Source organism: Streptomyces sp. NPDC002845 (assembly GCF_053591955.1).
Window position 1 is genome coordinate 1 of record NZ_JBSFUU010000007.1, and the last position, 26,607, is coordinate 26,607.

The window sequence follows — 26,607 nt, forward strand, 5'->3', positions numbered from 1 at the left end:
TCAGCCCACCGCCCTGCGCATACCGCATACCTCCGGCATACCGCAACAATCATGAAACGTCAGATCCCCACCCGCCATAGCGAGTTCAACCTCAGCAACTGACCTACAGCGCCAATCATCTGCCATCAGCATTTCCATGGCCGATTTCAAGGCATACTCGCGCCCTATTTCGGCGCAATCATTGCCGGTGAGGTATCGCTCATTGAAATCCCGCAGTTGCGGCACTTCGATTCGCTCACCTTCCAGACGTCCCAGCCACTCATTCATGACATGTTCGTTATGCACGTCCACATAGTCCGGCGGGGAGTCTAGAATCTCGACGGGGAGTCCACCGCCACCATTTATCAGCGCACGCGAAGACTCGAAGATAGTCTCAAAAACGGAATCAGCGCCATTTTGCGCGGAAAAAAGAGACGGGCCACTAGCCGAGATATGCAGAAGCCAGACAGCACCGGGAAGCGTGGTCGGTTCGCGCACTTGCTGACGGTACTCCTGCATGACAATCGAATGCAGATCCTTCGTCAGCCAGCGATAAGACTCCGGATGCTCTCGGAGCAGCATGCCAGCCATGCCGTAGACGTAGGGAGCCACGCCTAGCACGAAGGAGTCGTAGTCTCGGCTCAGTCCAAAATAAGGTCCAATGGTGCGCATCCCATAACCGGACCTCTCCTGCCACTCCTCCAGCTTCCCGGGCCCGTCCCCGTCAGGCAGTCGCCCACAGGATATGAGCATCGAGATCTCCAATAGGCCAGGGATATAATCCCCGATGAAGCCACCGTATCGGCCGACCACATCGCGCCCAGCAATGTGAATAGACTCCAGGGAATCCATATAGAGGGATACCAGTGAAGGATTCCGCAAGCCAATGCGCGCGAGTCCGCCCAGATAGTTCGCAGAATACTCAAGACCCTGGAGCTTGGAAAGTACAGAAATCTTGTCAACTGCTTCCCATGCGGCACCATCGAGTGTTGTGCTAACGTCCTCCAAGTCGATACTCTTCGTCACGCGTCGATGCTGCGAAAGGATGTCGACTACAAGACGTTGAATTTCCCCCTCTAACTCTAGCGTGTAGACACGGTAGTTGTGCGAGCCCCACTGGCGACGCAGGTTGGCAATCCGTTCATTAGTCGCACTTCCTTTGAGTACGACATGAAACAGGAACAGCGGTTTAACGAAGTCATCGACGTCCCGGGACAGGACTTTCATGGCATTGTTTGCCATTCCGGAGCTGGCTTTGCTCTCTACCTCAAATATCATCAGAGGCATCCACCTGTCGCCTGCGGCATACCACGCCAAATCAACTGCTGCACCTTTTCCGCCTACGCGACGTTCTCGCTCCACCTCATAGCCGAGACACTCACCGAGCTTGGCAAGAGCCTCTATGACTTGCAGCCCCGGGTGCAGGACGTGATCAGGCATAAGTCACTTTCAGTTAGGCCAGAGGAGGGCTGGTAGTCGAGATGCGAAGTCAGAATGAAAGGTTTTCAAGATCTTCGACGATCGCTTGGAGCAAGGCAGCCTGCACAAACTGAAACCGCTCAGGAGCGAGCGTGTGAGGTGACGTATCCCCGGATGCGTACTTAGCGAATGCAGCGCCGATCTTAATTCTCTTCTTTGCCACATCGCCAGCTTTACCGTGATCTACATCATGCTGGAGACCTGTCCGAAGAAGGTTAACGTCCTCAAACGACGAGGGGATCTGCTCTAGACGTTGTCCAGGTCCTTCCCGCAGCGTGAAGTACAGGTCACCGATCATCTTCGAGTAGCCTTCAAAGTTCTCTACTGACTCACGAATTCCTGAAAGCGCCGTCACCGTCCTATTGGTTAGCTTAATAAAGTCCTTCCCTGTCTTCGCTGAATGCTCCTCATTTCTGAGCGATACTAGAGATGCGACACGCTGTCCGAGTCGATCGATCTCTTCCCGAACCCCTGAAACACCTTCTTGGGTGCCAAAGATATCAATCCATGACGGGTCGGATAGAAGCAGCTTACGCATCAGGATTTCGTGGCGGATGCGCGGCCCGGCTTTCACATTCGCAGACAATGTGCGCTGGTAATCCAGGTAAGAACCATCCGTAGCGCGAGTCCCTAGCTCGTTTTGATGAGCTAGCTCCGCACCAAACTTTTCGACGAATCCTCTGAAGCGCTCCTCCGTGCCATCAGCGCGTCCCGTATCGACAATGTTCGCGGCGAGTGTGATCAGGGACTGAATAGTGCTCCGATTCCGCAGGAAGGTACTTTTCCCCGCAAACACGCGGTCCAAGTAGTCAAGTGTGCTGGTCAGACGAGCTGCGATCTGTGAATTTTCAGAAAACGCAACGTGAGACTCGGCGAATTCCTTCAAGTCCTCATAGCGCAGCCGCATTCCGAAGCCCTCGGATTCGAGCGCCAGTGTCTTGACTGCAATATCAAAGTAGGCTTTGCGGGAATTGCTAGCAGCAACTTTCTCCTGGAAGAAATTGTGAGCGGCAAGCTGTCGCGCAAACCTAGTCAGACTACTGTTGATGGAATTCAGCTTCTCTGCGGAGGTCAGCATCATTCCTTGCTGCAGACGCTGAAAGAAGCCCTGGATTTCATCGTCCGTCGCATCGGTGATTTCGTCATACTGAATCTCGAAATCGTCGAAACTGTCGGTCACGGTGTAAGGAAGCTCGGAATATGTATGGCCACCAAACTTCTGGGCGGTCTCCTCCGAGAGGCGGAGTTTGTTTTCAAAGAACTCCCAGATTGCGGAGAGTCGCTGCTGACCATCGACAACGTCAAACTCGTCGGGATCGCTCGCAGTTTTAGCAAAATAGAATTTAGGAAGCTTCCACCCGTTAAGGATGGAGTCGATGAGCAACTGCTTTCGCTCTGGCGACCAAACCTCGTCCCGCTGCCAATCCGGGATGTCATACCGGCCTCGGAGCTTGAAGATTTTGTCAAGCGCGATGCTGCGCGGTTCCATCTTCATATGCTTCTCCACGACGTTGCCACCAGGCATGGATCTTGAAGACACGGTAGCGTCTGAACGCACTCTCTGAGCACGAAAGTCGTTATCTTGACGATCCTTGTGCCGAGACCCAAGGAGGTCGCAGCCGACCAGCCCATGGGACCCCGATGACCACCTGGCAGAGGATTCGGGACGAAGAGGCCGTGCCAGAACCGTGCCAGGTCGTGCGGGGAACCACGGGGAATGGCGGGAACCAAGTCGTTGGCCAGCCAGGTGCCGTAGCAGCTCCGCCGCAGGTCAGCGCAGCAACTGCCGCCCAGGAGACCCAAGCTTCCCAAGCTGAGAGCTCAGACCCTCGCCGTTGACCAAGTCGTGTATGCGTGGGGTGGTCGCCTCCGCCGTCCCGTCCGGGCTGCGGCGCTGGGGCGCCGGTCCCGGCCGGGCGGTCGGAGTCGACCACCACGGACGAGATGTCCAGCGACATGCCGAAGCCCTGTGCGCCGGTTGCCGCGCTGAGGGCAGCCGACGCACAGGGCCGGGTCCGGTCCACTGCGGGAGGGGAGCGGCTGTCGACCGCAGGGGACCGGAGTTGTGAGGTGCAGACGTCAGGCCGCCGGAGCGTCCCGTTGGTCGTGTTCGCGGGACACCGGGGATGCGCCGGCCACCGTCTCCGCGGCCAGTCCCGCGGCGATCAACTCGGCCAGCAGCGCCGCCGCCTCCGGTCGGATCGAGCCGAGGCGCACCAGGCCGTCGCCGAAGACGTTCACGTCGGCGCTGAGGCCGGGGAAGTCCGACTCCAAGCCGAGTGCTGTCAGTTGTCGCGCCAGGGATTCAGCGCCGCTGCGAGCACGATCCCAGCCACGGACGTAAGGCACGCCGGGTGCCAAGGTCTCTGCCCGCTTGGCCACCACTCCTCGCCGATCGGTCACTTCTTCTCCGCCCCTCAGTTCTCTCGTATGTCCGTCGGTCCGCTGCACACGCCGTCTGCCCCCTGGGGGCAGGACAGCGCGCGATTCAGCAGCTCAGCCAACCGTTCCGCTGTCTCCGGTGACACGCGCCCGAGTTCGATGAGGCCATGGCCGAACGCGTTCAAGTCCGCCCGCAGATAGGGGAAGTCCTTCTCCATACCCGCCGCCAGTGCGTCGCGCAGGGCGGTCGTTGCTCCGCGCGCGGCGTACCAGCCTTCGCTTTCGAGCGGCGACCATCGGGCCGTGTCGTGGCGGTGCTCATCCTCACCGTTCATCGGCCGTCGCACCTTCCAGGACGTCCGCCGTTGCTGCCTCCGGATTCGGGTACTGCTCGCCGTAGTGATCGACCCGTTCCAGCAGCTCGGCAGCGGCCACGAGCATGAACGCCAGCGCAACCGGGCGCAGTGGGTCAGCCTCCGGGCGGCGCACGGGGGCACGGAGCCACTGGTAGCGGTCGCCGGACATGGGCATGGGGCCGGGTACGACCACGAACGCGTCCCTGCTCAGGTACTTGTACGGGGGCGGGTTCTCGCTCGCCCTGGTCAGGAAGCGGACGAAGCGCTCACGCAACTGGGAGTTGAGGAAGAAGCCGACTCGTCGAGCCGCGTGGTCGACCATGACCGGGCCGAGCGGCATGTCCCGGCGTACGAGTTGGTCGAAGGTCTCCAAGCCGGTGCGGTGGTCAAGCGCCACCACGTCGAAGAGGCGCCCCGTCGGCAGCATGCACGGCGCCCGCGGATCGTCCGCCCATCGCGCCCTGCACATCTCCGGATCGTCAGCGGCAGCAGACAGCCACTCAACGCCCCTTCTGGTCATCCTCTGCACGTCATCTCACCTCGGTCGGGATGCGCCGACGACCTCATTGCCGTCGTAGATCCAGACTCGGTCTACGGCCCCTGAGCTGGGCAGATGACGAGTGGTGACGGGGGATGATGTGGTCGGCGTCCGTGCGTCATCTCCCGTCACCCTCCCAATCAGCACAGGCAACTTCGGCTACGGCGCGTACGCGACGCTCGCCAGCGCGTAGATTTCGACTGTGGGCCTGGCTTGTGCACGACGCGCGAGAGGGAAGGAAGAGGCTCGATTCCGATGCAGTCGATCGGTGTCCGCTTACGTGAAGCCCGTACCTCTCGGGGGTGGAGTCAACCGCGCCTCGTACGGGAGTTGCGTCAGGCCGCCGCGCGGCGTGGACACCAGCTCCCGGCGGACGCCAGCGTGAAGCGGCGTATAGCCAGTTGGGAGAACGGCCACAGCGTCCCGGACGAGTTCTACGGGCCGCTTCTCTGTGATGCCTTCGGTGTGAGCGCCGCGGAACTCGGGCTGAACCATGCCGGCGGCGAGGACTTGGCCCTCTTGGAGGCCGGATACCCGGCCAGTCCGGATGCCGCGATCGAGACCGTCGGTCGGTTATGGCGTGCCGATCTCAACGGCTATGAGCCGTTGTTCGAGGTTGAGCCGTCAGAACCTGCCTGGAACGAAGCCTCGTTGCGGTGGCTCGTCGCTCCCGAGCCGTCGTTCCCCAGCGCGCGGCAGGACGACCGTACGCACGTCGGGCTCGCCGATGTAGCGACGGTCAAGACGACCGCTGACATGTTCGCGCAGCTCGACGACCGGTTCGGAGGGGATCACGCGCGGCTCGCCGTGATCCAGTACCTCAGCCGTGACGTTGCGCCACTACTGAACGGCCAGTACACCGAAGCGGTCGGCCGGGCCCTGTTCTCCACCGTCGCCGAGGCAACGCTCCTCGCCGGTTGGATGTCGTACGACACCTGCCATCACGGTCTCGCTCAGCGGTACTTCCTCCAAGCGCTCCGGCTCGCCCAGGACGCCAACGACCGCCGCCTTGCCGGAAGCATCCTGTCCGCGATGAGCCACCAGGCCACGTTCCTCGGTCGCTATACGCAGGCCGCCACCCTCGCCCGAGCAGCACTCATGGGTATCTCACCAGTGGCCACGCCGACGCTGCGCGCGCAGTTCCACGCCATGGAGGCCCGCGCCCTGGCCCGCACCGGCGACACCCGCGCATGTGAACTCGCCCTCACCGCAGCGGCACAGGCACTGGAGAGCCGGAACAGCGACGACGAGCCCGAGTGGATCACCTACTTCGACGAAGCCGAACTCGCCGCCGAGGCCGCCCACTGCTTCCGTGACGTCAACAGCGCCCGTCAGTCCGTCGCCCACGCTTCGAACGCCATGAGCGGCAACCACGTCCGAAGCGACTTCTTCGCGACAATGGTTCTCGCCGACGCCCACCTACGCGCGGGTGACCTGGAAGAAGCCTGCCGCGTGGCGCTCGACGCACTCGACCTCGGCGAACAGCTCAAGTCCGCACGATGCGTGAGCTACCTCGCGGAGTTCCGCCAGCACCTCTCACGGACCGGAGACAGCAGCGTCGTACAGGATTTCCAAGAGCAGGCCGAAGGACACAGGTTGTGGATCGCAGCCGACCCGGCCGACAACCGCTGACGCTGTATCTCAGAACGGCTTCCACTCCGCACGACCGGCACCGGTACGCAAGGACCGCACACGCCGAGCGAACTCCTCGGCGGACTTCTCGTTCGTCGCAACCTGGTGACCGATCCAGGCGACCATCATCAACTCACGCAGATCGGCGAGCACTTCGTAGCCCGGCCAGTTCAGCAGGTCGAAGCCGTAACGGTGCACGAACTCCCCGTACTCCGCCCCCGTATGCCAGCCGTACCGCTCGTAGAACATGGCCATCAGGATGAGATCCCACTCGCGAGGAGCCAGCGCGAAGCCGTCGAGGTCGATCAGAACGGCGTGGCCGTCCCGGTGTCGGAGCACGTTGCCGATGTTCGCGTCCCCATGGATCATGCCAAAGGGAAGGACGAAGTCGAGTTGGTCGTAGTCCTTGTTGAGCTTCCCGGCCCGCTCCTCCAGGAACGTGCGGTCATCCTCCGTGACGCCATCCATCCGCCGCAGCGACGCCCACAGCTTCGTGAACGGATCGAAGTAGGGCAGCCGCAGAGACTCCGGCTCTTCGAGCCAGTGAAGGCGACGGAGCAGGTCCGCCAACTCCCCCACCGTCGCGTACTCCACCTGCTCCTGCACGCTCTCCCAGAACGTCACGACCCTGCCGCCGATCACCAGCGGCTGTGTGACCCCGGCCGGCACTCGCGTGGCCGGGAGGTCTTCCGCCTCCAGCCACCGGGCAACCCGTACCGCCCGTTCCATCTCCTCCAGGGCATCGGGGTCACGAGCAATGCGGACGATGACCGGCGTCGTCGATAAGCGGTACACCGCGTTGGAGCCGAGCCTCAGCAGCTCGGCACCCTCCGGGTTCAGTCCGGCCGCCGCGCACGCCTCGCGGAGGACTCCCTCCGTCCCCTCCGCTGTGAACTCCGCGCCGCCGTCCTGGCCCTCACCGCTGCCCGAGATCATGTCTTCGACCATACGGCGCCGCCCCACCGCTCGACAGGCCGCCCACGTAATAGGGACGTAATGACCTTGGTCGGCAGGCCCTCTCCGTGCCGTTCCCCCGCATGTCAGGACCCCGAAACCCTCACGGTCTCACCTGGGCTCCGGAGCCGTGTGCGCAGGTTCGAATCCTGCCGGGGGCACTCCGGATCAAGCGGCTGACCTGCAGAAATGCAGGTCAGCTATTTTGTGTCCATGCCAAAACGCAAACGGTCTTCTGACCGTTGCTCTTCCGGAACCTGTTGGGTCCTCCACTCCTGGGCTGATCTCCTTGGCATCGCGGTTTTATGCAGGTCAGCGCCCTTGCAGAGGTCGCCCCGTGACCTCGTTGCCGTCAGAACTCAGTCGTGACACGCGCCGGAGACCCGACACACCGCTGCTCCACGGAAACCCCATGTGACCTGCCCTGATGCGTCGGCTGGTGACGCGAAACGCAAACGGTTTGGTGGGTCGTCACACTTTCCGGCCGAATGAGAGACCGAACAAGCTGCGGCCACCGCCTCCGATGGTGACGGAGGCCACCATGTCGGATCATCCTCGGCCGGAGCACCTCTATGCGTCCAGCCGAGGATGACGGTTAGGGACGGTTCGGGCCGGCACGCTGCTATGACGTGCAGACCGTGCCGTGGATCACGGCGATGGGCTTGTCGCCGACCGGGTGCCATGTGGGCAGCCGCAGAGCTGTGCCGGGCTTGACCTTGCGCACGTCATCGCTGCCGATGCCGACCTGGGCCGGAAAGCGGCGGGACGGTCAACGCTTATCCCACGTGAAAGCCCGAGGTCAGTTGTAGACGTTGAATTCTGCGACTGACCACCAGTTGCTCGCGACATTCCCGGTATTGACGACCTTGATGTAGCGGGCGGTCTGGGTCGGGAAGGAGACCAGTTGGACTCGGTGGCCGTCTGTTACGGAAGAAGCCTTGGTCCAGTCGGTTCCATCCGCAGATACGTATACGTCGGCGCTTCGCGCATAGTCGCCGGTACTGCCGCCGACATCCAACACAATCTTTTTGAACGTCTGCGTCTGCCCCATGTCTACTTGAATCCAAAGACCGTCATACAGCCCTGTTCCAGAGCTGTACCGATTGCCGGAATCACCGTCCAGCATGTTTCCGGGTGCATCCCACTGGCTTGCGTCCGAAGCCGTTGCGGTCCAGCCGGTCCGCGGCAGCGCAGGGCCCAGATCCATGACGTCGAACGAGGATCCACCTGCGTCGACACCACTGGTTCCCTTCACGGAAACCGTGACCTTCCCCGCTGGAATCCCCGTCGGAACGTAAGCGCTGATGCTTGTGTCCGACCAGCTGTCTATTTCGGCAGCATTGGCCGATCCGAAATACACCGTACCCAGCCCCTGTGCATCACCGAAACCAGAACCGCGAATCGTGAACTTGGAGCGCGGTATGCCTTGCTTCGGTGTCAAACCACTGAAGACCGGTGTCGGGAAGCGAGACAGCTTCTTGGTGGTGAACATCGCCGAAGTCCCGCTTGGCAGCGTATATGTGTACGAGCCGTCGGTGGACATCTTAAAACTCTTGCTGTCGGTGGTCCCGTTGAATACTGCGGTGACCTGCTCCCCTTCCTTGCTGGTCCAGGTCTTCATCTGAAGGCCGCTTGGTACCGCTGTCGGAGCTGTGATCGAGCCGGTTCCACGCGCAGACCCGTACACCTCGATGTCGCCGATGGACCACCAGAAACCGGATGCCGCAGTACTGACGATGCGAATGTACTGTGCCGTTCGGGTCGGCAACGTGACGGCTATCTTGCCAATGCCTCCGCTGCCGCTCGCAATCGCGCTGCCCCAATCGACTCCGTCGTTCGAAACGTAGATCTGATACTTGGTGACGTAGTCGAACGAATTGTTCACGCCGGTGTCGAAGACGATTTTGTTGAAGCTCGTGGGGCTCCCCAGGTCGATCTGGAACCAGTCGCCGCTCGTCGTCCCGTGCCCGAGACTCCACCTGGTGTTGATGTCGCCGTCGATCGCGTTCGCGGCCACACCCCAGTCCGGCTGCGCGGAAGCCGTGGCGGTCCATTTGCTACGACTCAGCGCCCTTCCTGTCGTCTGGACGGAAGCTCCGATCGGAAGAGAGTACGTGACCAGCTTGTTTCCGGTACGGATGGAGTTGTGGTAGGGCAGTAGTGCCGGGTCGTACGTGACGGTGACCGGACCGGATGCCGACTTGAACGTGAAGTCGTGTGTCGGGTCCGAGACCTTGGTCGCTGCGGGGGTACGGCCGCTCTGCGCAGGCCCCGAGTACGTGAAGGTGACGGCGTCGCCGGCGTTCAGGGTGTAGTCGAACGAGTGTGTCCCGTCCGCGACGCTGAAGGTTTTCGCCGCGCTTCCCGAGTTGTGCACGATCAGGACCTTCGATCCGTCCGGGTTCTGGAACGCGACGTTCTCTATGCTGCCTTCCCCGAAGGTGTTCGAGTAGATCCGGCGTGCTCCGGGCTTGACGAACCTGCTGGCGTGAGCGAGGGCGTGGTAGTCCACGTTGTAGGTCACCCGCCCGTCGGCCGGGTCGATCGTGAGCAAGCCCCGAAGCATGGGTATACCGGCCGTGTCGCTGTTGAGCGGGCCCCGATCGGGGTCGAGTGCGATGTTCCACAGCATCACCCCGTTCGCCCAATTGCGCGTGCCGTTGATGATCCACGTACCCAGTGCTTCACTGAACGCCGTCTGGTCGCTGTCCTGCCAAACGCCTCCGGTGGCTTCCGTGATGAACGTTTCCTTGCTCGGGTAGTCGTTGTGGACCAGCGTCTGGTAGTTCGGGTTTCCGCTGTAGATGTGCCACCCGGTTCCCGCGGTGTACTTGGAGGCTGCGGGGTCACTGAAAATCGTCTCCGGATACGAGGGCACGTCCCAGTTGTGGTCCCAAGCCAGGATCTTCGTGGAGATTCCGTTGGCTTCGAACGCCTTGCCGATCTCCTGAATCAACTCGGCTTCCTGGTACGCGGACAGGAACATTCCGGGCCAGGTGGGAGTACCCATGGGTTCGTTCTGCGGGGAAATGTAGGAGATGGGCACGCCGGCTTCGCCATAGGCTTGTATGAACTTGACGAAGTAGTTGGCCAGCGCCGATGTGTACTCGCTCTTGAGAGTGCCTCCGATCATGGAGTCGGAGGTCTTCATCCAGCCTGGTGGGCTCCACGGGTTGGCCATGATCTTGATGGACGGGTTAAGTGAGAGGGCCTGCCGCAATGCCGGAATGATGTACGGGGCATCATGCTGGATGGAGAAGTTGGACAGCGTCGGGTCCGTTTGTCCCGCCGGCATGTCGTTGTAGGAGTAGTTCCCGGACGCGTTGAAATCCGTGGCGCCCATCGGTGAGCGGAGCAGGCTGAGGCCGATGCCCTTCGAGGGATCAAACAGCTTGTTCATCAGCTTGGTCCGCTCGGCAGTGGACAGCTTGTCGATGAGCCAGGCGGAGGAGTCGGTCATGGCCGCCCCGAAGCCCTGGACCTTTTGGTACTTGATGCTGTCGTCGATCTTGATCGTCAGCGGGTTGGCCGTTCTCTTTGCCTTGAACAGCACATCGCTCTGGCCGGCAACCCACTTGTCGGCCGATACGTCCGTCAGCCAGACACGCACGGAATTGCCACGTGCGGCCTGCTTCAGCTGCGGGGCGGCGACGGCGTTCCCGGAAACCTGGGTCCAGGCGGCGGCGACGCCAACGGCGGTGGCGAGGAACTGGCGTCGTCCGAGACCGTACGAGCTCATGGAAGATCCTCCTTCGGACCTGCTTGTTCAGTACTTTGGAAGGCGTGTGGAACCCATCGCCGAGGTGGGGGATCGACGGGTTGGATTCGGTTCTACGGCGACGTCGGCCCCGGCTCTGCGGCGCTGGTGCTCGGCTCCTTGATCACGAGCGGGTGCAGCTCCCACGCGTCGACCGCGTAGCCGAGGCGCGTACCTGGTGCGCTGCGGGCCTGCAGTCGCCACGGGCCCTGCCCCGTCGGGTAGCAGCGCAGGGTGAGGACCTGGCCGGTGGTGGTCAGGAAGATTTCGGCGATGGAGTGGTCGACGACCACGCGCAGGTCGACGGGCCGGTCGGCTGGGCAGGGCATCCGGTAGGAGCCGCCGCGGGCCCGGCTGTCCAGTGAGGCGTGGTCGCGGTCGACGACCAGTTCGCCCGCATCGACATCGAGGCGGATGTCGAGGTACTCCGAGCCGTCCGGGGTGGTGAGCAGTCGCAGACCGGCCGCCGCGGTCGGCTCCAGACGGGCCGTCAGGTCGAAGGCTCGGCCCACGTTGCCGAGGTCCACCGGCTGCAGGCCGTGCGTCTCGCCCTCGGCGTGGGTGATGTGTTTGCCGCGCAGGGCGAGCAGTTCGGTGGCGGGCTGCTGGCGCAGCGTGCCGTCGTCGTCGACATGGATCTCGCGGGGCAGGGTGAGGACGCCGGCCCATCCGTCCGCGACGGCCCAGGCTTCGTCGCGGGCTTCCCATGACCAGCCCCACAGCAGCCACCGGTTGCCCGGTGCGCGCAGCAGGGCGGGTGCGTAGCAGTCGGGGCCGTGGTCGGCGGGTACCGCTGGGCTGGCCTTGAAGTGGCCGTCGTGCTCTTCGCCGATCAAGGCTGCGACGCTCTGCGGACCGGTGGGCTTGTTCCATGCGCTGAGGATGAGGGCGCCGCGTCCGTCGGCTGCCGGGAGGTACTGGGGGCATTCCCAGCCCTCGCCGGTGAGCAGGTCGGTGCCGCTGATCGGCTCCTTCTCGCGGGCCGCGAAGGGCCCCCGGTAGGTCCAGCTCTCCAGGTCGGGCGAGTCGTAGAGAAGGGCGGCTGCGCGGCCGTCCGCGAGGGCGGCGCCGACCAGCATCCGCCAGCCGTCGCCGTCCTGCCAGACGTACGGGTCGCGGTACATGGTGCAGCCCTCGGGCAGCTCGGGGATGAGCAGTTCGCCCCGCGGTCGGAAACTGCTGCTGCCGCCGTCGAGGGAGACGGCGCAGGTGACCGGCTGGTGCTGGACCGAGCGATCCTCGCGGTGCGCGGAGTAGAAGGCGACGAGACGGTCGCCGTCGGAGACGGCGTTGCCGGAGAAGCAGCCGTCGGCGTCCACGCCACCCGGGGTCGGGGACAGGGCGATCGGCAGCCGCTCCCAGGTCAGCAGGTCGGGGCTACGGAAGTGGCCCCAGTGCAGGTTCGCGTGGGTCGCTCCGTACGGGTTGTACTGGTAGCACGCGTGGTAGTGGCCGTCGTGGAAGACCAGCCCGTTGGGGTCGTTGATCCAGTTGCGGGGCGGGCGCAGGTGCGCGACGGGGAAGTGTGGATCGCGGGGTGTGGTGGACACACGCGTGCCTTTCGGTATGACAGGGGACCGCCCCGCCGACCCTCTGATTGGCGGGGCGGCGGGCCGACGGGGCGGTGGTTCATGTGTGCGGCCTTCAGGTCCGGATGCGGAATTCCACGCTCAGCTGCTGCTCCCGCCGTGAGCTGGGGCCGACGCGGAGTGCGAACTCACCTGGTTCGACCACTCGGCGGTTGTCGGCCGTGACGAGTGAGCACTGCGAGGCAGGGATACTGAGGCGGACGTCCAGGCTTTCGCCGGGAGCGATCTCGACCTGGGTGAAACCCTTCAACTCCTGCTCGGCCCAGGTGACGCTGGTGGTCAGGTCGCTGATGTATGCCTGGACCGTTTCCAGGGCCGGACGGGCGCCGCTGTTGGTGAGTCGGACCGTGGCGTCGATGATGCCGTCCGCCGTGACGTCCGGGTTGTGCACGACCAGGTCGGTGTAGGTGACGGTGGTGTAGGTGAGGCCCTCGCCGAAAGCGAACAGGGGGTCCTGGGTGAGATCCGCGTAGCGGCTCCCGTGCTGGCCTCGCACCTGGTTGTAGAAGACCGGCTGCTGTCCGACGTGGCGTGCGAAGGAGACCGGGAGTCGGCCGCTGGGTTCGATGAGCCCGAGGAGGAGTTCGGCGACGGCGCGTCCACCGCGCATGCCCGGATTGAACGCCTCGATGAGTGCTGCGGCGTTCAGTGCCGAGTCCGGGATGGTGCTCGGCTTGGACTGGGCGAGTACGACGATCATGGGTGTGCCGGTGGCGGCGACCGCGTCCAGCAACGCGATCTGGCCCCCTTGGAGGTCGAGCGTCGCCGTGGAGCGCACCTCACCCGTGAGGGCGATGGTGTCACCGACGACCACGACGGCGTAGTCGGCGGCCTCTGCGGCAGCGGTGGCCTCCCGAAGTTGTGCCTGGTCGACCGGGGCGGGGGTGAAAACGGCCGGCTGCGGTTGGCCGTCCGGCCCGAGGGACCACTCGGAGCTGGAGGCGGGGCTTTCGATGTCCGCGCCGCAGGCGTACGTGATGGTCCAGTCGGCGGGTGCGACGGCGCGAAGGCCGTCGAGCACGGTCTCCACCGACTCGCGTGGATGACCTTCGGGCATCCAGGGGACCTGTCCGGTGGCGCCCGCCCAGTCGCCGAGCATGGCTTCCGTGCTGTCGGCGTTGGGGCCGATGACCGCGATCGTCCGCGGTGTGTCCTGGCTCGCGGCGCGGCCGGTTCCGTCCGAGGTCAGCCCGCCTTCGAGGGGCAGGATCCCCTCGTTGCGGAGCAGCACCAGGGAGCGTCGGGCGGTCTCGAGGTTGAGGTCGGCGTGGGCGCGGCAGCCGATCACCTGTGCCTGCCGCTCGGGGGCGGGGGTGCGGGGGTCCTCGAAGAGCCCGAGCTCGAACTTCAGCCGCAGGACCCGCCGTACGGCGTCATCGATTTGTTTTTCCTCGACCAGGCCGCGGGCGACCGCCTCCTGGGCGCCCTCGAAGAACTGCGGCGTGGCCATGATGAGGTCGTTGCCCGCGTTGACGGCGACCGCCGCGGCCTCGGCGTAGTCGGCGCAGGTCCGCTGGTCGTAGACCATCCGGCCGACGTTGTCCCAGTCGGTCACCAGCGTGCCGGTGAAGCCCCACTCGCCCTTGAGCACGTCGTTGATCAGCCACTGATTCGCGGTGATGGGCACGCCGTCGATCGACTGGTAGCCGAGCATGAAGGCGCGGCAGCCGGCATGAACGGCCCGCTCGAACGGGGGCAGGAACCACGAGCGGAGCTTGCGCGGGCTGAGCTCGGCTTCGCTCGCGTCGCGCCCGCCCAGGGTTTCGGAGTAGCCCGCGAAGTGCTTGGCGTACGCCAGTACGGCTGTCGGGTCGCTGAGGCCCTCACCCTGATAGCCGCGCACCATCGCCGCCCCGAGTTCACCGATCAGGAACGGGTCCTCGCCGAACGTCTCGTTGATCCGGCCCCAGCGCAGGTCCCGGGTGATGCACAGCACCGGGGAGAACGTCCCGTGGATCCCGGTCGCCGCGATTTCGGTCGCGGCCGCACGGGCCACCCGGTGGAGCAAGGAGGGGTCCCAGCTGCAGGCCATGGCCAGCTGCGTCGGAAAGATGGTCGCGCCGGGCCAGAACGAGTGGCCGTGGATGCCGTCGTCGGCCGTCAGCAGTGGAATGCCGAGCCGTGACCGCCGGGCCAGTTCCATGGCCTGCGGCATCAGGTCGGGAGACACATGCAGGACCGATCCGGCCAGCTTGGTCGAAACGATGTCGGCCAGGTCCCCGTGTTGTGCGTCGAGCATCAGCAACTGCCCGACCTTCTCCGGCAGGGTCATCCGGGACAGCAAGTCGTCGATTCTCGCTTCCACGGACGCTTCCGGATCCAGGTACACGGCAGAGTGGACCGGCTGTCCCACGTTGTTCTCCAAGAGATGAGTCGTCACAGATCAGAGAGTTGATTGGCGACGGCGGGCGCTTCGCTGCAGCGACGCCGCCGCCTGCCGCGGTGGGCCTCCCGGGCCGTCCGTCCGCCGCCCCGGGCGGGACCGATGCCGCAGAGGGCGGCGAGGCAGGAGCCGGGGTGTCATTTCAGGCCGGTGGTGGCGATGCCGGCCACGAACTGGCGCTGGAAGAGGAGGAAGACGATCATCACCGGCAGCAGGACGACGACAGCGCCGGCGAGCAGGATGCCGAAGCGGGTGAAGGACTGTCCGCTGCTGGCCAGGGCGAGCCCGACGGGGAGGGTGTACTGGCTCTCGTTCTGGGCCACGACCAAGGGCCACAGGAAGTTGTTCCAGGAGCCGAGGAAGGTGATGATCCCCAGCGTGGCGAGGGCCGGTTTGGTCAGCGGCAGGATGATCCTCGCGAAGATGGCCAGTTCGCGGCAGCCGTCGACGCGGGCGGCATCGATCAGCTCGTCGGGCAGGGTGGAGATGAACTGCCGCATCAGGAACACCCCGAACGGGCCGGCCAGGAACGGCAGGATCAGCCCGACCAGGGAGCCGGTCAGCTGCATGTTGGACACCAGCACGTACAGGGGGACGAAGGTGACCAGGCCGGGGATCATGAGGGTCCCCATGACCAGCAGGAAAACGGCGCGCTGTCCGCGGAACTCCAGCTTGGCCAGGGCGTATCCGAGCATCGAGCAGAAGATGAGATTGCCCGCGGTGACGGCGAGGGCCACGATCACGGAGTTGGCGAACATGCTCGTGAAGTCGAGCGTGCTGAACAGCTCACCGTAGTTGGCGGTCGTGGGCGCCGTGGGTACCAGGACGGGTGGGACTCGGCGGATGTCGGCCTCGGGCTTGAAGGAGCCGGAGAGCATCCACAGGAACGGCGCGATCATCAGCAGCAGGGCGCCGGCGAGCGGCAGATACAGCCAGGGCTGGCCCCAGGTCTGGCGGATGCGGCGGCGCCTGAGGGTGCGGTCGGTGCCCGGGTGTGCCGTTGGGAGAGTGGAGAGGGTGCTCATGGGGCGTCAGTCCTTGTCTCGCAGCACTCGGAACTGCAGCACGGTCAGCGCGACGATGAGGACGAAGATGACGTAGCTGGCGGCCGACGCCATGTCGTAGTTGCCGTTGCCGAACTGGTTGTAGGCGTACAGCGTGGCCGACAGGGTGGAGTCCAGCGGCCCACCGCCCGTCATCACGAACGGCTCGTCGAAGAACTGCAGATAGCCGATGCCCGTGGTCACGGCGGTCAGCAGCAGGGCCGGGCGCAGGAGCGGGAAGGTGACCCGCCAGAACCGCTGCCAGGGCCCGGCGCCGTCGAGTTCGGCCGCCTCCATCAGGGACTGGGGGACGGACTGCAGACCCGCCAGCATGATGATCATGACGGTGCCGAGGTTGCGCCACACCGCCATCACGATCATGACGGGCAGAGCGAAGCGGGTGTCCGCCAGCCAGGCCGGACCATCGATCCCGAACCAGCCCAGGACGAGGTTCACCAGTCCCGCGCGGGGTTCGAGGAGCGTCTTCCACACCACGGCGACGGCCACGATGCTGGTGATCACCGGCAGGTAGAAGCCGACCCGGAATACGGCCCGGAAGCGGCGGATGCCACGGTCGAGGGCGACCGCCGCGGCGAGCCCGGCGGCCAGCGTCAGGGGCAGGGCCACCAGGACGAACACGCCCGTGTTGCGCAGGGCCGTAAAGAACTGATCGTCCTGGAAGAGCCGCACGTAGGTGTCGAGGCCCGTGAACGACACGTTCAGCGGGGTGCGCAGGTCGGCGCTCTTGGTGTCGGTCAGGCTCATCAGCAGCGACCACACCACCGGCAGCAGCATGAAGGCCGCGAACAGCGCGAGGAACGGGGCGGCGAGGATCCAGGCGGCCCGGGCCTGCCTGCCGCGCGCCGGGCTCCGGAGCCCGGAGTGCCGGCGACCGGCACTCCGTTCCGGCCCCATGGTGCTCTGCTTGTTGGTGTCGCCCCGCCCGGGGAGCGTCTTCGTGGACATGGATGTCATCCGTCCGTACGAGGGGTGCTCATGGCGGTGGCGCTCAGCGGCCGGTGCCGATGCTGGTGGCCTTGGACTGCAGCGTCTTCTGCACCTCGGCGACGGTGGCCTTGCCGAGGGTCAGCTTCTCCAGTTCGGAGTCGATGGCGTCGGCGATCTGCTGCCAGGTCGTGATGGCGGGCGGCGCCTTGCTGACCTTGAGCTGCTCGTCGAACGCCTTCATGTTCTCGTCCGCGCTCAGCTTCCCCTCCGACCACGCCTGGGGCGAGGGGGGCAGGCTGCCGGTGGCCTTGGCATAGGCAGCGAGGTTGGCGGGCTCGGTCAGGAACTGGGCGAACTTCCATGCCGCGTCGGGGTTCTTGGCGTCCTTGAACACCGCCAGGTCGCTGCCGCCGGCGAACCCGGCGGGCTGCTTGCTGTACGGCACCGGCATGGTCTTCCACTTGCCGTCCAGCTCCGGGGCGTCCTTGTGGAAGCTGCCGCCGGCCCACGCACCCTCCTGGTAGACGGCGATCAGCCCGTCCCGGAAGCCCTGCACATTGTCGGACCTGTCGGTCGGCGCCAGGCCCTGCTTCGGGACGCTTGCGTAGTACTCCAGCGCCTTGGCGACCTCGGGCGAGTCGAAGGTGAACTTCCCGGTCTTGGCGTCGTAGATGTCACCGCCCTGCTGCCAGACCATCGGCACCCAGAAGATCCAGGAGTTGAAGCCCATCACCAGCCCGCTGGCATGGCGCAGCTTGGGGTTCTGCTTGCCGGCGGTGGCCTGAATGGCCTTGAGGTCCTTCAGGTATCCGGCCCGGTCGCCGGCCAGGGCTCCCTCGATGCCGGCCTTCTCGGTGAGGTCGGTCCGGTAGTAGACCGCTTGGGTGTCGGCGATGAACGGGACGCCGTAGGAGGTGTCCTTGTACTTGGTGGTGTCCCACTGGCCGGGGTAGAAGTCCGACGACTTGATCGACGTCGGGGTGGCCTGGAAGGCGTTCATGGCGGCCATCTCGGCCATCCAGGTGGTTCCGACCATGGACAGGTCCGGTGTGTTGCCGCCGGCGACCGCGGTGGTCAGCTTGTCGTGTGCGGCGTCCCAAGGAACGGCGGTGATCTTGACGTCTGCGTCCGGGTTCTCCTGCTCGAACTTCTTGGCCAGGTCCTCCAGGTTCTCGTCGGGGTCACCCATGGACCACATGACCACCGTCCCCTTGGCCTTGCCCGCGCCGATCGCGGCGGGCGCATCGTTGCCGGGGCCGGAATCCTCGCTCCGGCCGCAGCCGGTGGCCACCAGGGCTGCTGTGACGGTGACGCACAGGGTCTGGACGGTTCTGACAGCGTGACGGATGGTGATACGCATGGTGCGGCTCCTTGCCGTTGAGCGATACAGAGGCGGGGGGCGGCGAAGGTGGGAGGCGGACGCCCGGATGGGTCAGCACACGAGTGGAGACCGTCTGCGGTGGCAGCGGCATCGACGGTCAGCCATAGGTCGCGGCTGGAGCATCCGACGCGGAGTGGGTAGCGGCCGGGCGGGTGTGCCAGGCGCACCGTTCGGTGTCCCGGATCGGGAACGCACGGGCGAAAAGGTGCATGTGGGCGGTGCCGCGTGAACGCAGGCGCAGCCGCTAGAGGTGTGTGAGGAAGGCGAGTCCGAAGAAGTTCGCCGAGGTTTCAAGGAGACGGGGGCGGTGCGTCACCGGCAACGCACCGCCCGGCTGCGAGACGCCATCGCTTGCGCATCGCGATGACGTCGCGTCAGTTCGAGCTCGGCTCTAACGACGTCGAGCCACGGATCACGAGGCTGGTGGGAATGATGCGCGAGGGGGCGGCCTCCGGCGATCTCCGCACGTGGTCGAGCAGCAGACGCGCCGCCGCCTCACCCATTTCCCGCATCGGCTGACGGATGGTGGTCAGCGCCGGATAGGTGTACGACGCCAGCTCGACGTCATCGAACCCCACCACGGCGACATCCCGCGGAATCCGAAGGCCGGCCTCGTGCAAGGCCGCGAGCACGCCGGCCGCCGAGGGGTCGTTGTGCCCGAAGACCGCGTCGAACTCCACGCCGTCCGCGAGAGCTTGCGCGACCGCGCTCCGGGCTGTGTCGAACAAGAAATCACCGCCGATGATGCTGCGCGGGTCGAGCTCGATCCCGGCCTTCGCATAGACGTCGACGAAGCCGCCCAGCCGTTCCCGGGTGCAGCCGTACTCGTCAGGACCGGTCACCACCAGAGGGCGACGGCGGCCGAGGTCCAGCAGGTGGCGCGCCGCCTGCTCACCGCCCTCCCGGTTGGTGGTGGCCACGTAGGGGAATCCCGGCCGCTGGAAGCGGTCGTCGATCAGCACCACCGGCAGTCCGGCTTCGTGCAGTTCCGTGATGGCTCCCAGGGCTCCCTCGGGCTCTATCACCAGCAGACCGTCGAACGACTTGGCAGCGACCTGCAGACCCAGCCTGCGCAGCGACTCCTCACCGCGGTTCACGGTCAGCATGCGCAGCCCGAAGCCCTCGGTCTCCAGCGTCTCGACGACCGCCTGCACGATGCCGGCCCAGGCCCAGGCCATATCAGGGACCAGCATGCCGATCATCTGCGTCGTGCCGCGTGCCAGCCCCACTGCCCCGGCGCTCGGCACATAGCCGAGCTCCGAGATCGCCTCGCGGACCTTCAGGACGGTGTTCTCGTTGATCTCGCCCTTGGCGTTCAGCACCCGCGAGACCGTCGTCTTGCTGACCCCGGCCCGCGCGGCCACGTCGGCGATAGTGACTCCCATGTCACCTCCCCTCCCTTCCTGCAGAGGCGGAAGACGTCCTCCCGCACCGAAGGGCCGATCGTACAGAGCCCCGTGTAACCGGTACCGGAAGCGGTCCCGGAACCGGTTTCGGTACCGGTTCCGGAAGTGAAGCACCGAGAAGCCCGACCGGTCAATACACCGGAAACAATTCGTTCACCGGCCGTTCTCGGTCTTGCCGGTGTCGCGGAAGCCTGCGGGTTCGCCACCTAGTTCGCCGCCCTGACCTGCTCGTTTGCCGGCCACAACCCGCCCTGCCCGAGCGGGTTGGCGCAGGTCGCGACCGCCGGCGACGCCTGACGGCCTGTCGATCCGTACCGAAACAATCGCGCCCGCACCGTTGACGGCACTGGCCGGATTGCGCTTCATTGTCGGGACACTCGATGTCATCGCTGACATAAGTCAACGATGACGCCCCGGTGTCGGTGCCGTGGACGTCGGCGCCGACAGGGCGTCACTTTTCGGTCCGTCCGCGCCGGGGCCGCAGTCACCGGTGCGCGGACGGCCGCGGGACTAGGAGACACCATGAGCTCTGTACGCGTATCCCGGCATGCCCGCATGCGGTTGATGGCGGCGGTGGCGACGGTCTGCGCCCTGTCCGCCGCACCGCTCGCCCCCCGGGCCGTCGCTGCCGACACCCCGCCGTACTCCGAGACCTACAGACCCCAGTTCCACTTCACTCCGGAGAAGAACTGGATGAACGACCCCAACGGCCTCGTCTATTACAAGGGCGAGTACCACCTCTTCTACCAGTACAACCCGAACGGCAACTCCTGGGGCGACATGTCCTGGGGCCATGCGGTGAGCAAGGACCTTGTGCACTGGGAGGAGTTGCCGCTCGCCCTGTCGCACGACGACGAGGAGATGGTGTTCTCCGGCAGCGCGGTCGTCGACTGGAACAACACCACCGGGTTCGGTACGAAGAGGAACCCGCCCATGGTGGCGATCTACACCAGTGCCTACAAGAACGGCGGCAAGCAGGCCCAGTCGCTCGCGTACAGCACCGACCGCGGCCGCACCTGGACCAAGTACCAGGGCAATCCCGTCATCGACATCGGGTCCAACAACTTCCGCGATCCCAAGGTCCAGTGGCACGCGCCGACGAAGAGCTGGCTGATGACGGTTTCGCTGTCCGCCGAGCACAAGGTGCGGTTCTATTCGTCCAAGAACCTCAAGGACTGGGATCTGCAAAGTGAGTTCGGGCCGGCCGGTGCGACGGGTGGCGTGTGGGAGTGCCCCGACCTGTTCCCCCTCGCCGTCGACGGCGACAGGAACAACACCAAGTGGGTTCTGGTCGTCAACATCAACCCCGGTGGCATCGCGGGCGGATCGGCCGCCCAGTACTTCGTCGGCGACTTCGACGGCAAGAAGTTCACCGCCGACGACAAGGGCACCTACACCCCGCCCACCGGCGAGGTGGTACAGGACTTCGAAGGCGCCGACTTCGGTGAGTGGACGACGACCGGAACCGCGTTCGGCCAGGGACCGGCAACCGGGTCGGTGGACTGGCAGGGAGCCGTCACCGGCTTCGACGGCAAGGGCCTCGCCAACAGCTTCCACGGCGGCGACGGCGCCACCGGCATCCTCACCTCCCCCTCCTTCACCGTGGACAGCCCCTACCTGAACTTCAAGATCGGTGGCGGGCGGCACCCGCACGAGGCCGGAACCGTCCTGGACACGACTCCGCCCGAGGGCACGGTCCTTGCCGACTTCGAAGGCGGAACGTACGGCGACTGGACGGCGACCGGGGACGCCTTCGGCACCGCACCGGCCACCGGCACCCTCCCCGGCCAGCAACAGGTCTCCGGGTTCCTGGGAGACGGGCTGGCCAACACCTTCCTGAACGGCGACTCCACCACCGGCACCCTCACGTCGCCCGAGTTCACCATCGACAAGAAGCACATCAACTTCCTCATCGGCGGCGGCAACCACCCGGTCGGCTCCGACAACCCCACCGCCGTCGAGCTCCTCGTGGACGGCCAGGTCGTCCGCAGCGCCACCGGAAAGGACGCCGAGGCTCTCAACTGGGCCTCCTGGGACGTCAGCGACCTTGCCGGCAAGAAGGCGCGGATCAGGATCGTCGACGACAACACCGGCGGCTGGGGCCACCTCAACGTCGACCACATCGTGCTGTCCGACACCCAGGCCCAGCGCGTCTCCCAGGAGACGTCCGTCAACCTGCTCGTCGACGGCAAGGTCGTCCGCAGCGCCACCGGTGCCGACAGTGAAACCCTGGACTGGGCCTCCTTCGACATGCGCCCGTACGTCGGCCAGAAGGCACAGGTCCAGATCCTCGACATGAACACCGCCGGCTGGGGCCACGTCATGGCCGACCAGTTCACCGCCGCCGACAAGCCCGCCAAGTCCGTCGTACAGCGCGCCGACTGGGCCGACTACGGCAAGGACTACTACGCGGCGGTGTCCTGGGAGAACGCACCGGGCGGCAAGCGTTACATGATCGGCTGGATGAACAACTGGGACTACGGCCAGTCCATCCCCACCTCCCCCTGGCGCGGCGCGCAGAGCGTCCCGAGGGAGATGGCCCTGCGCACCGTCGACGGCCGAATCCGGCTGACCAGCAAGCCGGTGGGCAGCCTGGAGTCCCTCCGCCACAACCGCCCGGCGGCGACGGCGTCCGGCGTCACGGTCAAGAGCACCTCCAAGCCTCTGACCGGCCCCACGGCCAAGGGCAAGGCACTCGACATCGAGGCGACCTTCTCCCTGAAGGACGCCGAACGCTTCGGCCTGAAGGTCCGCACCGGCGCCAATGGTGAGGAGACCGTCATCGGCTACGACACCACGACCCAGGAGCTGTACGTCGACCGCACCCGCTCCGGCGCCGGAGACTTCAACAGCACCTTCCCCGGCATACAGACCGCACCCCTGAAGCCCAAGAACGGCAAGGTCAAGCTGCGGATCCTCGTCGACTGGTCATCCGTCGAGATCTTCGGCGGCAGCGGCGAGGCAGTGATCACCGACCAGATCTTCCCCGACCCCTCCAGCACCGGCGTCGAGGTCTTCGCCGAAGACGGCACCGCCACCCTCAACCACATGCAGGCGTGGCAGCTGAAGTCCATCTGGCGGTGACGAGTCCCGGGTCCGTGCGCCTCCGCAAGCGATCAGCTGACACGGGCCCTGTTCTGCCGCGCCGTCCAGGCGCGGCAGAACAAAACAAACCAACGAAGCAGGGAACGAAGTGACGCAAGCGGAGTCCACTGGTGGGCCGACTCAATCGGTGCGCGCCTGGTGGGGCATCCGGGAGTGGGAAGGCAGCCAGCACCGCACCTTTGATGTGCCTCCAGCGGCACCTGTTCAGAGATACATGACGGCCACTGCGATTCCGGCTCGGTCGCATGGTTGAGGCAAGGCGCGCTTCCTTGGGTACGCCCGGTTTGCTGCCGGGTGGCGCCCTTTGGGCACGACGAGGCCCCGTTGCCCTCGAAGGCCAACTTGTCCGCTCGGTCCTGCAACCAGCACGTTGCCAGATTATTGTGCCGGAGTCCGACTGGTCGGTACCTGGGCCGGTCCCGCACTCAGGTCCGGGTGTTGAGTTCGATCAGTCCAAGGCGGGCGGCCTCACTGACCGTGCTCGCCCGGTTCTCGGTGCCCAGCTTGCGGTAGATCCGTACGAGGTGGGTCTTGACCGTCGCTTCGGCGAGGAACAGGGCAGCCGCGATGGCCCGGTTGCTCTGTCCGCGGGCCACAAGCCGTACGACCTCGATCTCTCGCTCGGTCAGGACCGGTTCCGCCCCGACCGAGTGCCCGGCCAGGCGTGCGGCAGCCTCCGGCGCCAGCCCCATGCCTCCGGCCGCCGCGGCGCGCACGGCGCGGAACAGTTCTTCCGGCGGGCCTGCTTTGAGGACGTATCCCCGGGCACCCGCCTCGATGGCTCGCAGGACATCACCCTGGGTGCTGTAGCTCGTGAGCACGACGACCCGCGTGCCGGGGGAGGCGGCGAGGATCCGTCGGGTCGCCTCGATGCCATCGACGCAGTCGTCCGGTGCGCCGGCATCCGCCAGCCGCAGGTCCATCAGCACCACGTCCGGCCGAAGGCGTTCCGCCAGGCGCACCGCATCGGTTGCGTCACCGGTCTCCCCGAGGACCTCCAAGCCGGGCTCGCCGTCGAGGAGGGCGCGCAGCCCGGCCCGTACGACGACGTGGTCGTCCACGATCAGGATCAGGACCGGCGGCCCCGCGCTGCCGGTCATCGCACGCCGGCCGGTACTCTGACGACGTCTTCGGCGGGCAGCGCCGCCCGGACGCGGGTACCGCCGCCGGGTGTGCTGTCGATGGTGAGCACGCCGCCGAGCGCGCTCAGCCGCTCGCGGGCGGCACTGAGCCCGTATCCGCGGCCGGTCCCCGCCGCGTTGACGGCGGCGGGCTCGAAGCCTGTTCCGTCGTCCCGGACTTCGATGCTCACCCACGCGTCGCCCCCGTACGCGAGGGTGATGTGGACATGGGCGGCCCGCGCGTGTTCGCAGGCGTTGGCCAAGAGGCCCTGGGCGACCCGGAGCAGGGCCACTGCCCGGTCCGTGGGCAGGAAGTACGGCTCGCGCTCCGTACGGAAGGAGATCCGCGGTACCACGACGGCGTTGCCGGTGCGGTGGCACAGGTCCCGCAGTGCCCCCTCCAGGCCATCGCGCGCCAGTCCGGGCGGGGTGAGGTCGCCGATGATGCCGCGGGTCTGCGCGAGATGCGTGCCGAGGGCCTCGACGACCGCCCTCACCTGCCGGCGGGCCGCGTCCGGGCGCCGGTCCCAGTCGCGTTCGGCGGCCTGGAGCAGCATGCGGCTGCCGGCGAGCTCCTGAGCCAGGGTGTCGTGCAGGTCCCGGGCAATGCGGGCCCGCTCGGCGAGGCGCCCGGCCTCCCGCTGCCGCCGCGCCAACTCGCCCCGGGTCTCCGCCAGTTCACGGGTCAGGCGCTGCTGAGCCCGGTAGAGGACGACGGTGGCCGCCAGCGCGGCGACAGGTGGTGCCAGCACTTCGATGTCGGCGCCACCACTGGTGCGTACGAGAGCGGCCACCAGCAGCGCCGTGACCATGCCGACCGCCACGATCCTCACCCGGCGCCCGGACATCCGCAGGGCGAGGACGGCCAGCGGAACGGCCAGCCACGCGTATCCGGCGGCGAGCGGGACGGGGATGATCCAGGCGACCCAGCTCCAGAGCAGCAGGAGCACCCCGAGCCAGACGGGGCGGCCCAGCTCGCCCAGCCGGTCCCAGCGGGCCAGCCCGGCCACGTAGAGCAGGGCCAGCGCCACGGTGGGCGGCGCGACGGTCCAGCACAGCCTGCTGTTCAGCTCGGCGAGCCGTACGAGGGTGCCGACCACGGCCACGAGGAACACCAGGTGCGGCAGCTGCCGCACCCACACGGACTGGTGGCGTAAGTCGATGACGGTGACGGGCACGGCTGGTGCTCCCTGCGGCGGGCCGATCGAAGTCGACATGAGCGCCGAAAGCTTACGCCGTGGCCTGTGTGCCCGTTGTAAGGGAAGTGGCTCCGGAGCGCTCGGCAGAGCGCTACCGTCCCGGGTGGAGCCCGAGCCACCCCGGCGTCGGATCGCCCTTCACCTCACCGAAGTACAGGGCGAAGGTCTGCTTCAGCCGCTCGACCGTGGCACGGTCCTCCATGAACCGGGAGAAGCCGGCCACATGGGCGTCCGGGTTCTCCCACACCGGCTTCAGCGCGGCGTTCGGGGTGACGTCCCTGCGCACCGACCAGCCGTTGGAGCGCCCCATCTGGCGCTCTTCGGACAGCATCCAGTTCAGGTACAGCTTGCCGGCCGTGGGGTTGGCAGCCTGCCTCAGGATCGCCGCGCGCTGTCCCCACGCCATGAACGGGTGCCCCACGGGCGCCACCCACGTCGTCGGGCCCGAGCTCGCCACGGCACTGCCGGAGGTCCCGACCCCGATGGTCTTCTGCTTGCCGTTGACCGCGGCACGGGGGGAGTGGGAGCCGCGGTTGAACTGCGGCTGCTGCGCGGCGAACTTGGCCACCCAGTCCCAGCCGTACTTCTGCTGGTAGAGGGAGAAGAGGTAGAGCACCGCGTCGTCGTCGTGCGGGTAGGAGGAGGCGATGGCGCCCTTCCAGCATGGGTCGACCAGGTCCAGCGGGGTCTTCGGTGCGTCGGCACCGGCCGCCGCGGTGTCATACATGAAGCTGAAGCCGATGACCATGAGCGCGGTCCACGCGCCGTCCGGGTCCTTGAAACCCGGGTGGACCTCGGAGAACCCTGCGGGCTTGTAGGGCAGCAGCCGGCCCTGCCGCTTCCACCGAGTGAAGTCGTGGAGCATCTGCAGCTGTACGACGTCGGGGACCAGGGTGTCGGTCGCGAACTGGTTGTCGACGCGGACGTCGTGGTACTTGCTGTAGTCCACGACGACCGTCAGGTCGATTCCGGGGAAGCGGCTGCCGAAGGCGGCCCGCACGCCGGCGGCCTGGCTGTCGACGTCTCCGCCCTGGTAGAGGACGAGCTTGCCGCCCTCGGCGAGCGCGGCCTCGTACAACTCGTCGAGCGAGCGCGTCTCCTCACGGACCCGGGCGCCGCCCGCGGCAGAGCCCCGCGCGGTCTGTGCGGCGGCCGGTACCGCGGACGCCGAGGCCGCGGCGGCCCCGCCGAGCGCGACGCCCGCGCCGGTGGCAAGAAGGCGTCGCCTGCTGAAGTCCCTGGACATATGGGGGGTGTCCTCTCTTCTCCTCTGCCGTCGCGTACCGACGGCGACGGCAGCATCAGCCTGGCGTCGTGGCGCGGATCTTCGCGTCGCCCATGAGTCGGTTACAGAT

At 66.1% G+C, this 26,607-nt stretch carries 19 protein-coding genes; 2 read left to right on the plus strand and 17 right to left on the minus strand.

All coding sequences use genetic code 11. From position 1 onward, the window contains the following. From ACWD3C_RS06680 to ACWD3C_RS06700, 5 genes are all read right to left on the minus strand, one after another. Positions 1-1,419, minus strand: a complete 1,419-nt coding sequence (locus ACWD3C_RS06680) for a hypothetical protein (protein ID WP_451140790.1) — start codon at positions 1,417-1,419, stop codon at positions 1-3. Between the two features lie 49 nt (positions 1,420-1,468). Continuing rightward, on the minus strand, positions 1,469-2,953 hold the full coding sequence (locus tag ACWD3C_RS06685; RefSeq protein WP_451140792.1) for a DUF262 domain-containing protein: 1,485 nt from the start codon (positions 2,951-2,953) through the stop codon (positions 1,469-1,471). Between the two features lie 584 nt (positions 2,954-3,537). After that, positions 3,538-3,732 (minus strand): hypothetical protein, encoded by a 195-nt coding sequence (locus ACWD3C_RS06690; RefSeq protein WP_451140794.1) that lies wholly within the window; start codon positions 3,730-3,732, stop codon positions 3,538-3,540. A 143-nt stretch (positions 3,733-3,875) separates the two neighbouring features. Next, positions 3,876-4,175 carry a hypothetical protein gene (locus tag ACWD3C_RS06695; protein ID WP_451140796.1) on the minus strand — a complete coding sequence of 100 codons (300 nt, stop codon included), beginning with the start codon at positions 4,173-4,175 and terminating at the stop codon, positions 3,876-3,878. Then, positions 4,165-4,716 carry a bifunctional DNA primase/polymerase gene (locus ACWD3C_RS06700; protein WP_451141092.1) on the minus strand — a complete coding sequence of 184 codons (552 nt, stop codon included), beginning with the start codon at positions 4,714-4,716 and terminating at the stop codon, positions 4,165-4,167. Before ACWD3C_RS06700 ends, ACWD3C_RS06695 begins: the two co-directional genes overlap by 11 nt. A 399-nt stretch (positions 4,717-5,115) precedes the next feature. Between ACWD3C_RS06700 and ACWD3C_RS06705 the strand changes: the two genes are divergently transcribed. Next, positions 5,116-6,366, plus strand: coding sequence for a hypothetical protein (locus tag ACWD3C_RS06705; protein WP_451140798.1), 1,251 nt, complete (start codon positions 5,116-5,118; stop codon positions 6,364-6,366). 9 nt (positions 6,367-6,375) lie between these two features. Here ACWD3C_RS06705 and ACWD3C_RS06710 read toward each other — a convergent pair whose 3' ends face one another. The 9 genes from ACWD3C_RS06710 to ACWD3C_RS06750 all read right to left on the minus strand — a co-directional run bounded on the left by ACWD3C_RS06710 (position 6,376) and on the right by ACWD3C_RS06750 (position 20,193). After that, positions 6,376-7,302, minus strand: coding sequence for an aminoglycoside phosphotransferase family protein (locus ACWD3C_RS06710; protein WP_451140800.1), 927 nt, complete (start codon positions 7,300-7,302; stop codon positions 6,376-6,378). 817 nt (positions 7,303-8,119) lie between these two features. Then, positions 8,120-11,059 carry a discoidin domain-containing protein gene (locus tag ACWD3C_RS06715; RefSeq protein ID WP_451140802.1) on the minus strand — a complete coding sequence of 980 codons (2,940 nt, stop codon included), beginning with the start codon at positions 11,057-11,059 and terminating at the stop codon, positions 8,120-8,122. Between the two features lie 92 nt (positions 11,060-11,151). Beyond that, positions 11,152-12,627, minus strand: a complete 1,476-nt coding sequence (locus ACWD3C_RS06720; RefSeq protein ID WP_451140804.1) for a glycoside hydrolase family 32 protein — start codon at positions 12,625-12,627, stop codon at positions 11,152-11,154. 94 nt (positions 12,628-12,721) lie between these two features. Then, complete coding sequence (locus ACWD3C_RS06725) at positions 12,722-15,019, minus strand: glycoside hydrolase family 3 N-terminal domain-containing protein (RefSeq protein ID WP_451141094.1); 2,298 nt, start codon at positions 15,017-15,019, stop codon at positions 12,722-12,724. Positions 15,020-15,186: 167 nt separating this feature from the next. Continuing rightward, complete coding sequence (locus ACWD3C_RS06730; protein WP_451140806.1) at positions 15,187-16,074, minus strand: carbohydrate ABC transporter permease; 888 nt, start codon at positions 16,072-16,074, stop codon at positions 15,187-15,189. 6 nt (positions 16,075-16,080) lie between these two features. Beyond that, positions 16,081-17,058 carry a carbohydrate ABC transporter permease gene (locus ACWD3C_RS06735; protein ID WP_451140808.1) on the minus strand — a complete coding sequence of 326 codons (978 nt, stop codon included), beginning with the start codon at positions 17,056-17,058 and terminating at the stop codon, positions 16,081-16,083. Between the two features lie 43 nt (positions 17,059-17,101). Then, positions 17,102-18,400: an extracellular solute-binding protein gene (locus ACWD3C_RS06740; RefSeq protein ID WP_451140810.1), complete on the minus strand. Its 1,299-nt coding sequence runs from the start codon at positions 18,398-18,400 to the stop codon at positions 17,102-17,104. 395 nt (positions 18,401-18,795) lie between these two features. Continuing rightward, a complete protein-coding gene (locus ACWD3C_RS06745) occupies positions 18,796-19,806 on the minus strand; it encodes a LacI family DNA-binding transcriptional regulator (protein WP_451140812.1) in 1,011 nt (336 codons plus the stop codon). Positions 19,807-19,980: 174 nt separating this feature from the next. Continuing rightward, positions 19,981-20,193 (minus strand): hypothetical protein, encoded by a 213-nt coding sequence (locus ACWD3C_RS06750; RefSeq protein ID WP_451140814.1) that lies wholly within the window; start codon positions 20,191-20,193, stop codon positions 19,981-19,983. A 156-nt stretch (positions 20,194-20,349) separates the two neighbouring features. Here ACWD3C_RS06750 and ACWD3C_RS06755 point away from each other — a divergent pair, with 156 nt between their 5' ends. Next, positions 20,350-22,911: a GH32 C-terminal domain-containing protein gene (locus ACWD3C_RS06755; RefSeq protein WP_451140815.1), complete on the plus strand. Its 2,562-nt coding sequence runs from the start codon at positions 20,350-20,352 to the stop codon at positions 22,909-22,911. 446 nt (positions 22,912-23,357) lie between these two features. Here the strand turns inward: ACWD3C_RS06755 and ACWD3C_RS06760 are convergent, their stop codons facing one another. The 3 genes from ACWD3C_RS06760 to ACWD3C_RS06770 form a co-directional block, all read right to left on the minus strand. Next, the gene (locus ACWD3C_RS06760; RefSeq protein WP_451140817.1) at positions 23,358-24,032 is read right to left on the minus strand and encodes a response regulator; all 675 of its coding nucleotides are present in this window, start codon (positions 24,030-24,032) and stop codon (positions 23,358-23,360) included. After that, the gene (locus tag ACWD3C_RS06765; RefSeq protein ID WP_451140819.1) at positions 24,029-25,231 is read right to left on the minus strand and encodes a sensor histidine kinase; all 1,203 of its coding nucleotides are present in this window, start codon (positions 25,229-25,231) and stop codon (positions 24,029-24,031) included. Before ACWD3C_RS06765 ends, ACWD3C_RS06760 begins: the two co-directional genes overlap by 4 nt. Positions 25,232-25,343: 112 nt before the next feature. Continuing rightward, positions 25,344-26,498, minus strand: a complete 1,155-nt coding sequence (locus tag ACWD3C_RS06770; RefSeq protein ID WP_451140821.1) for an ABC transporter substrate-binding protein — start codon at positions 26,496-26,498, stop codon at positions 25,344-25,346. Between the last annotated feature and the right edge of the window lie 109 nt (positions 26,499-26,607).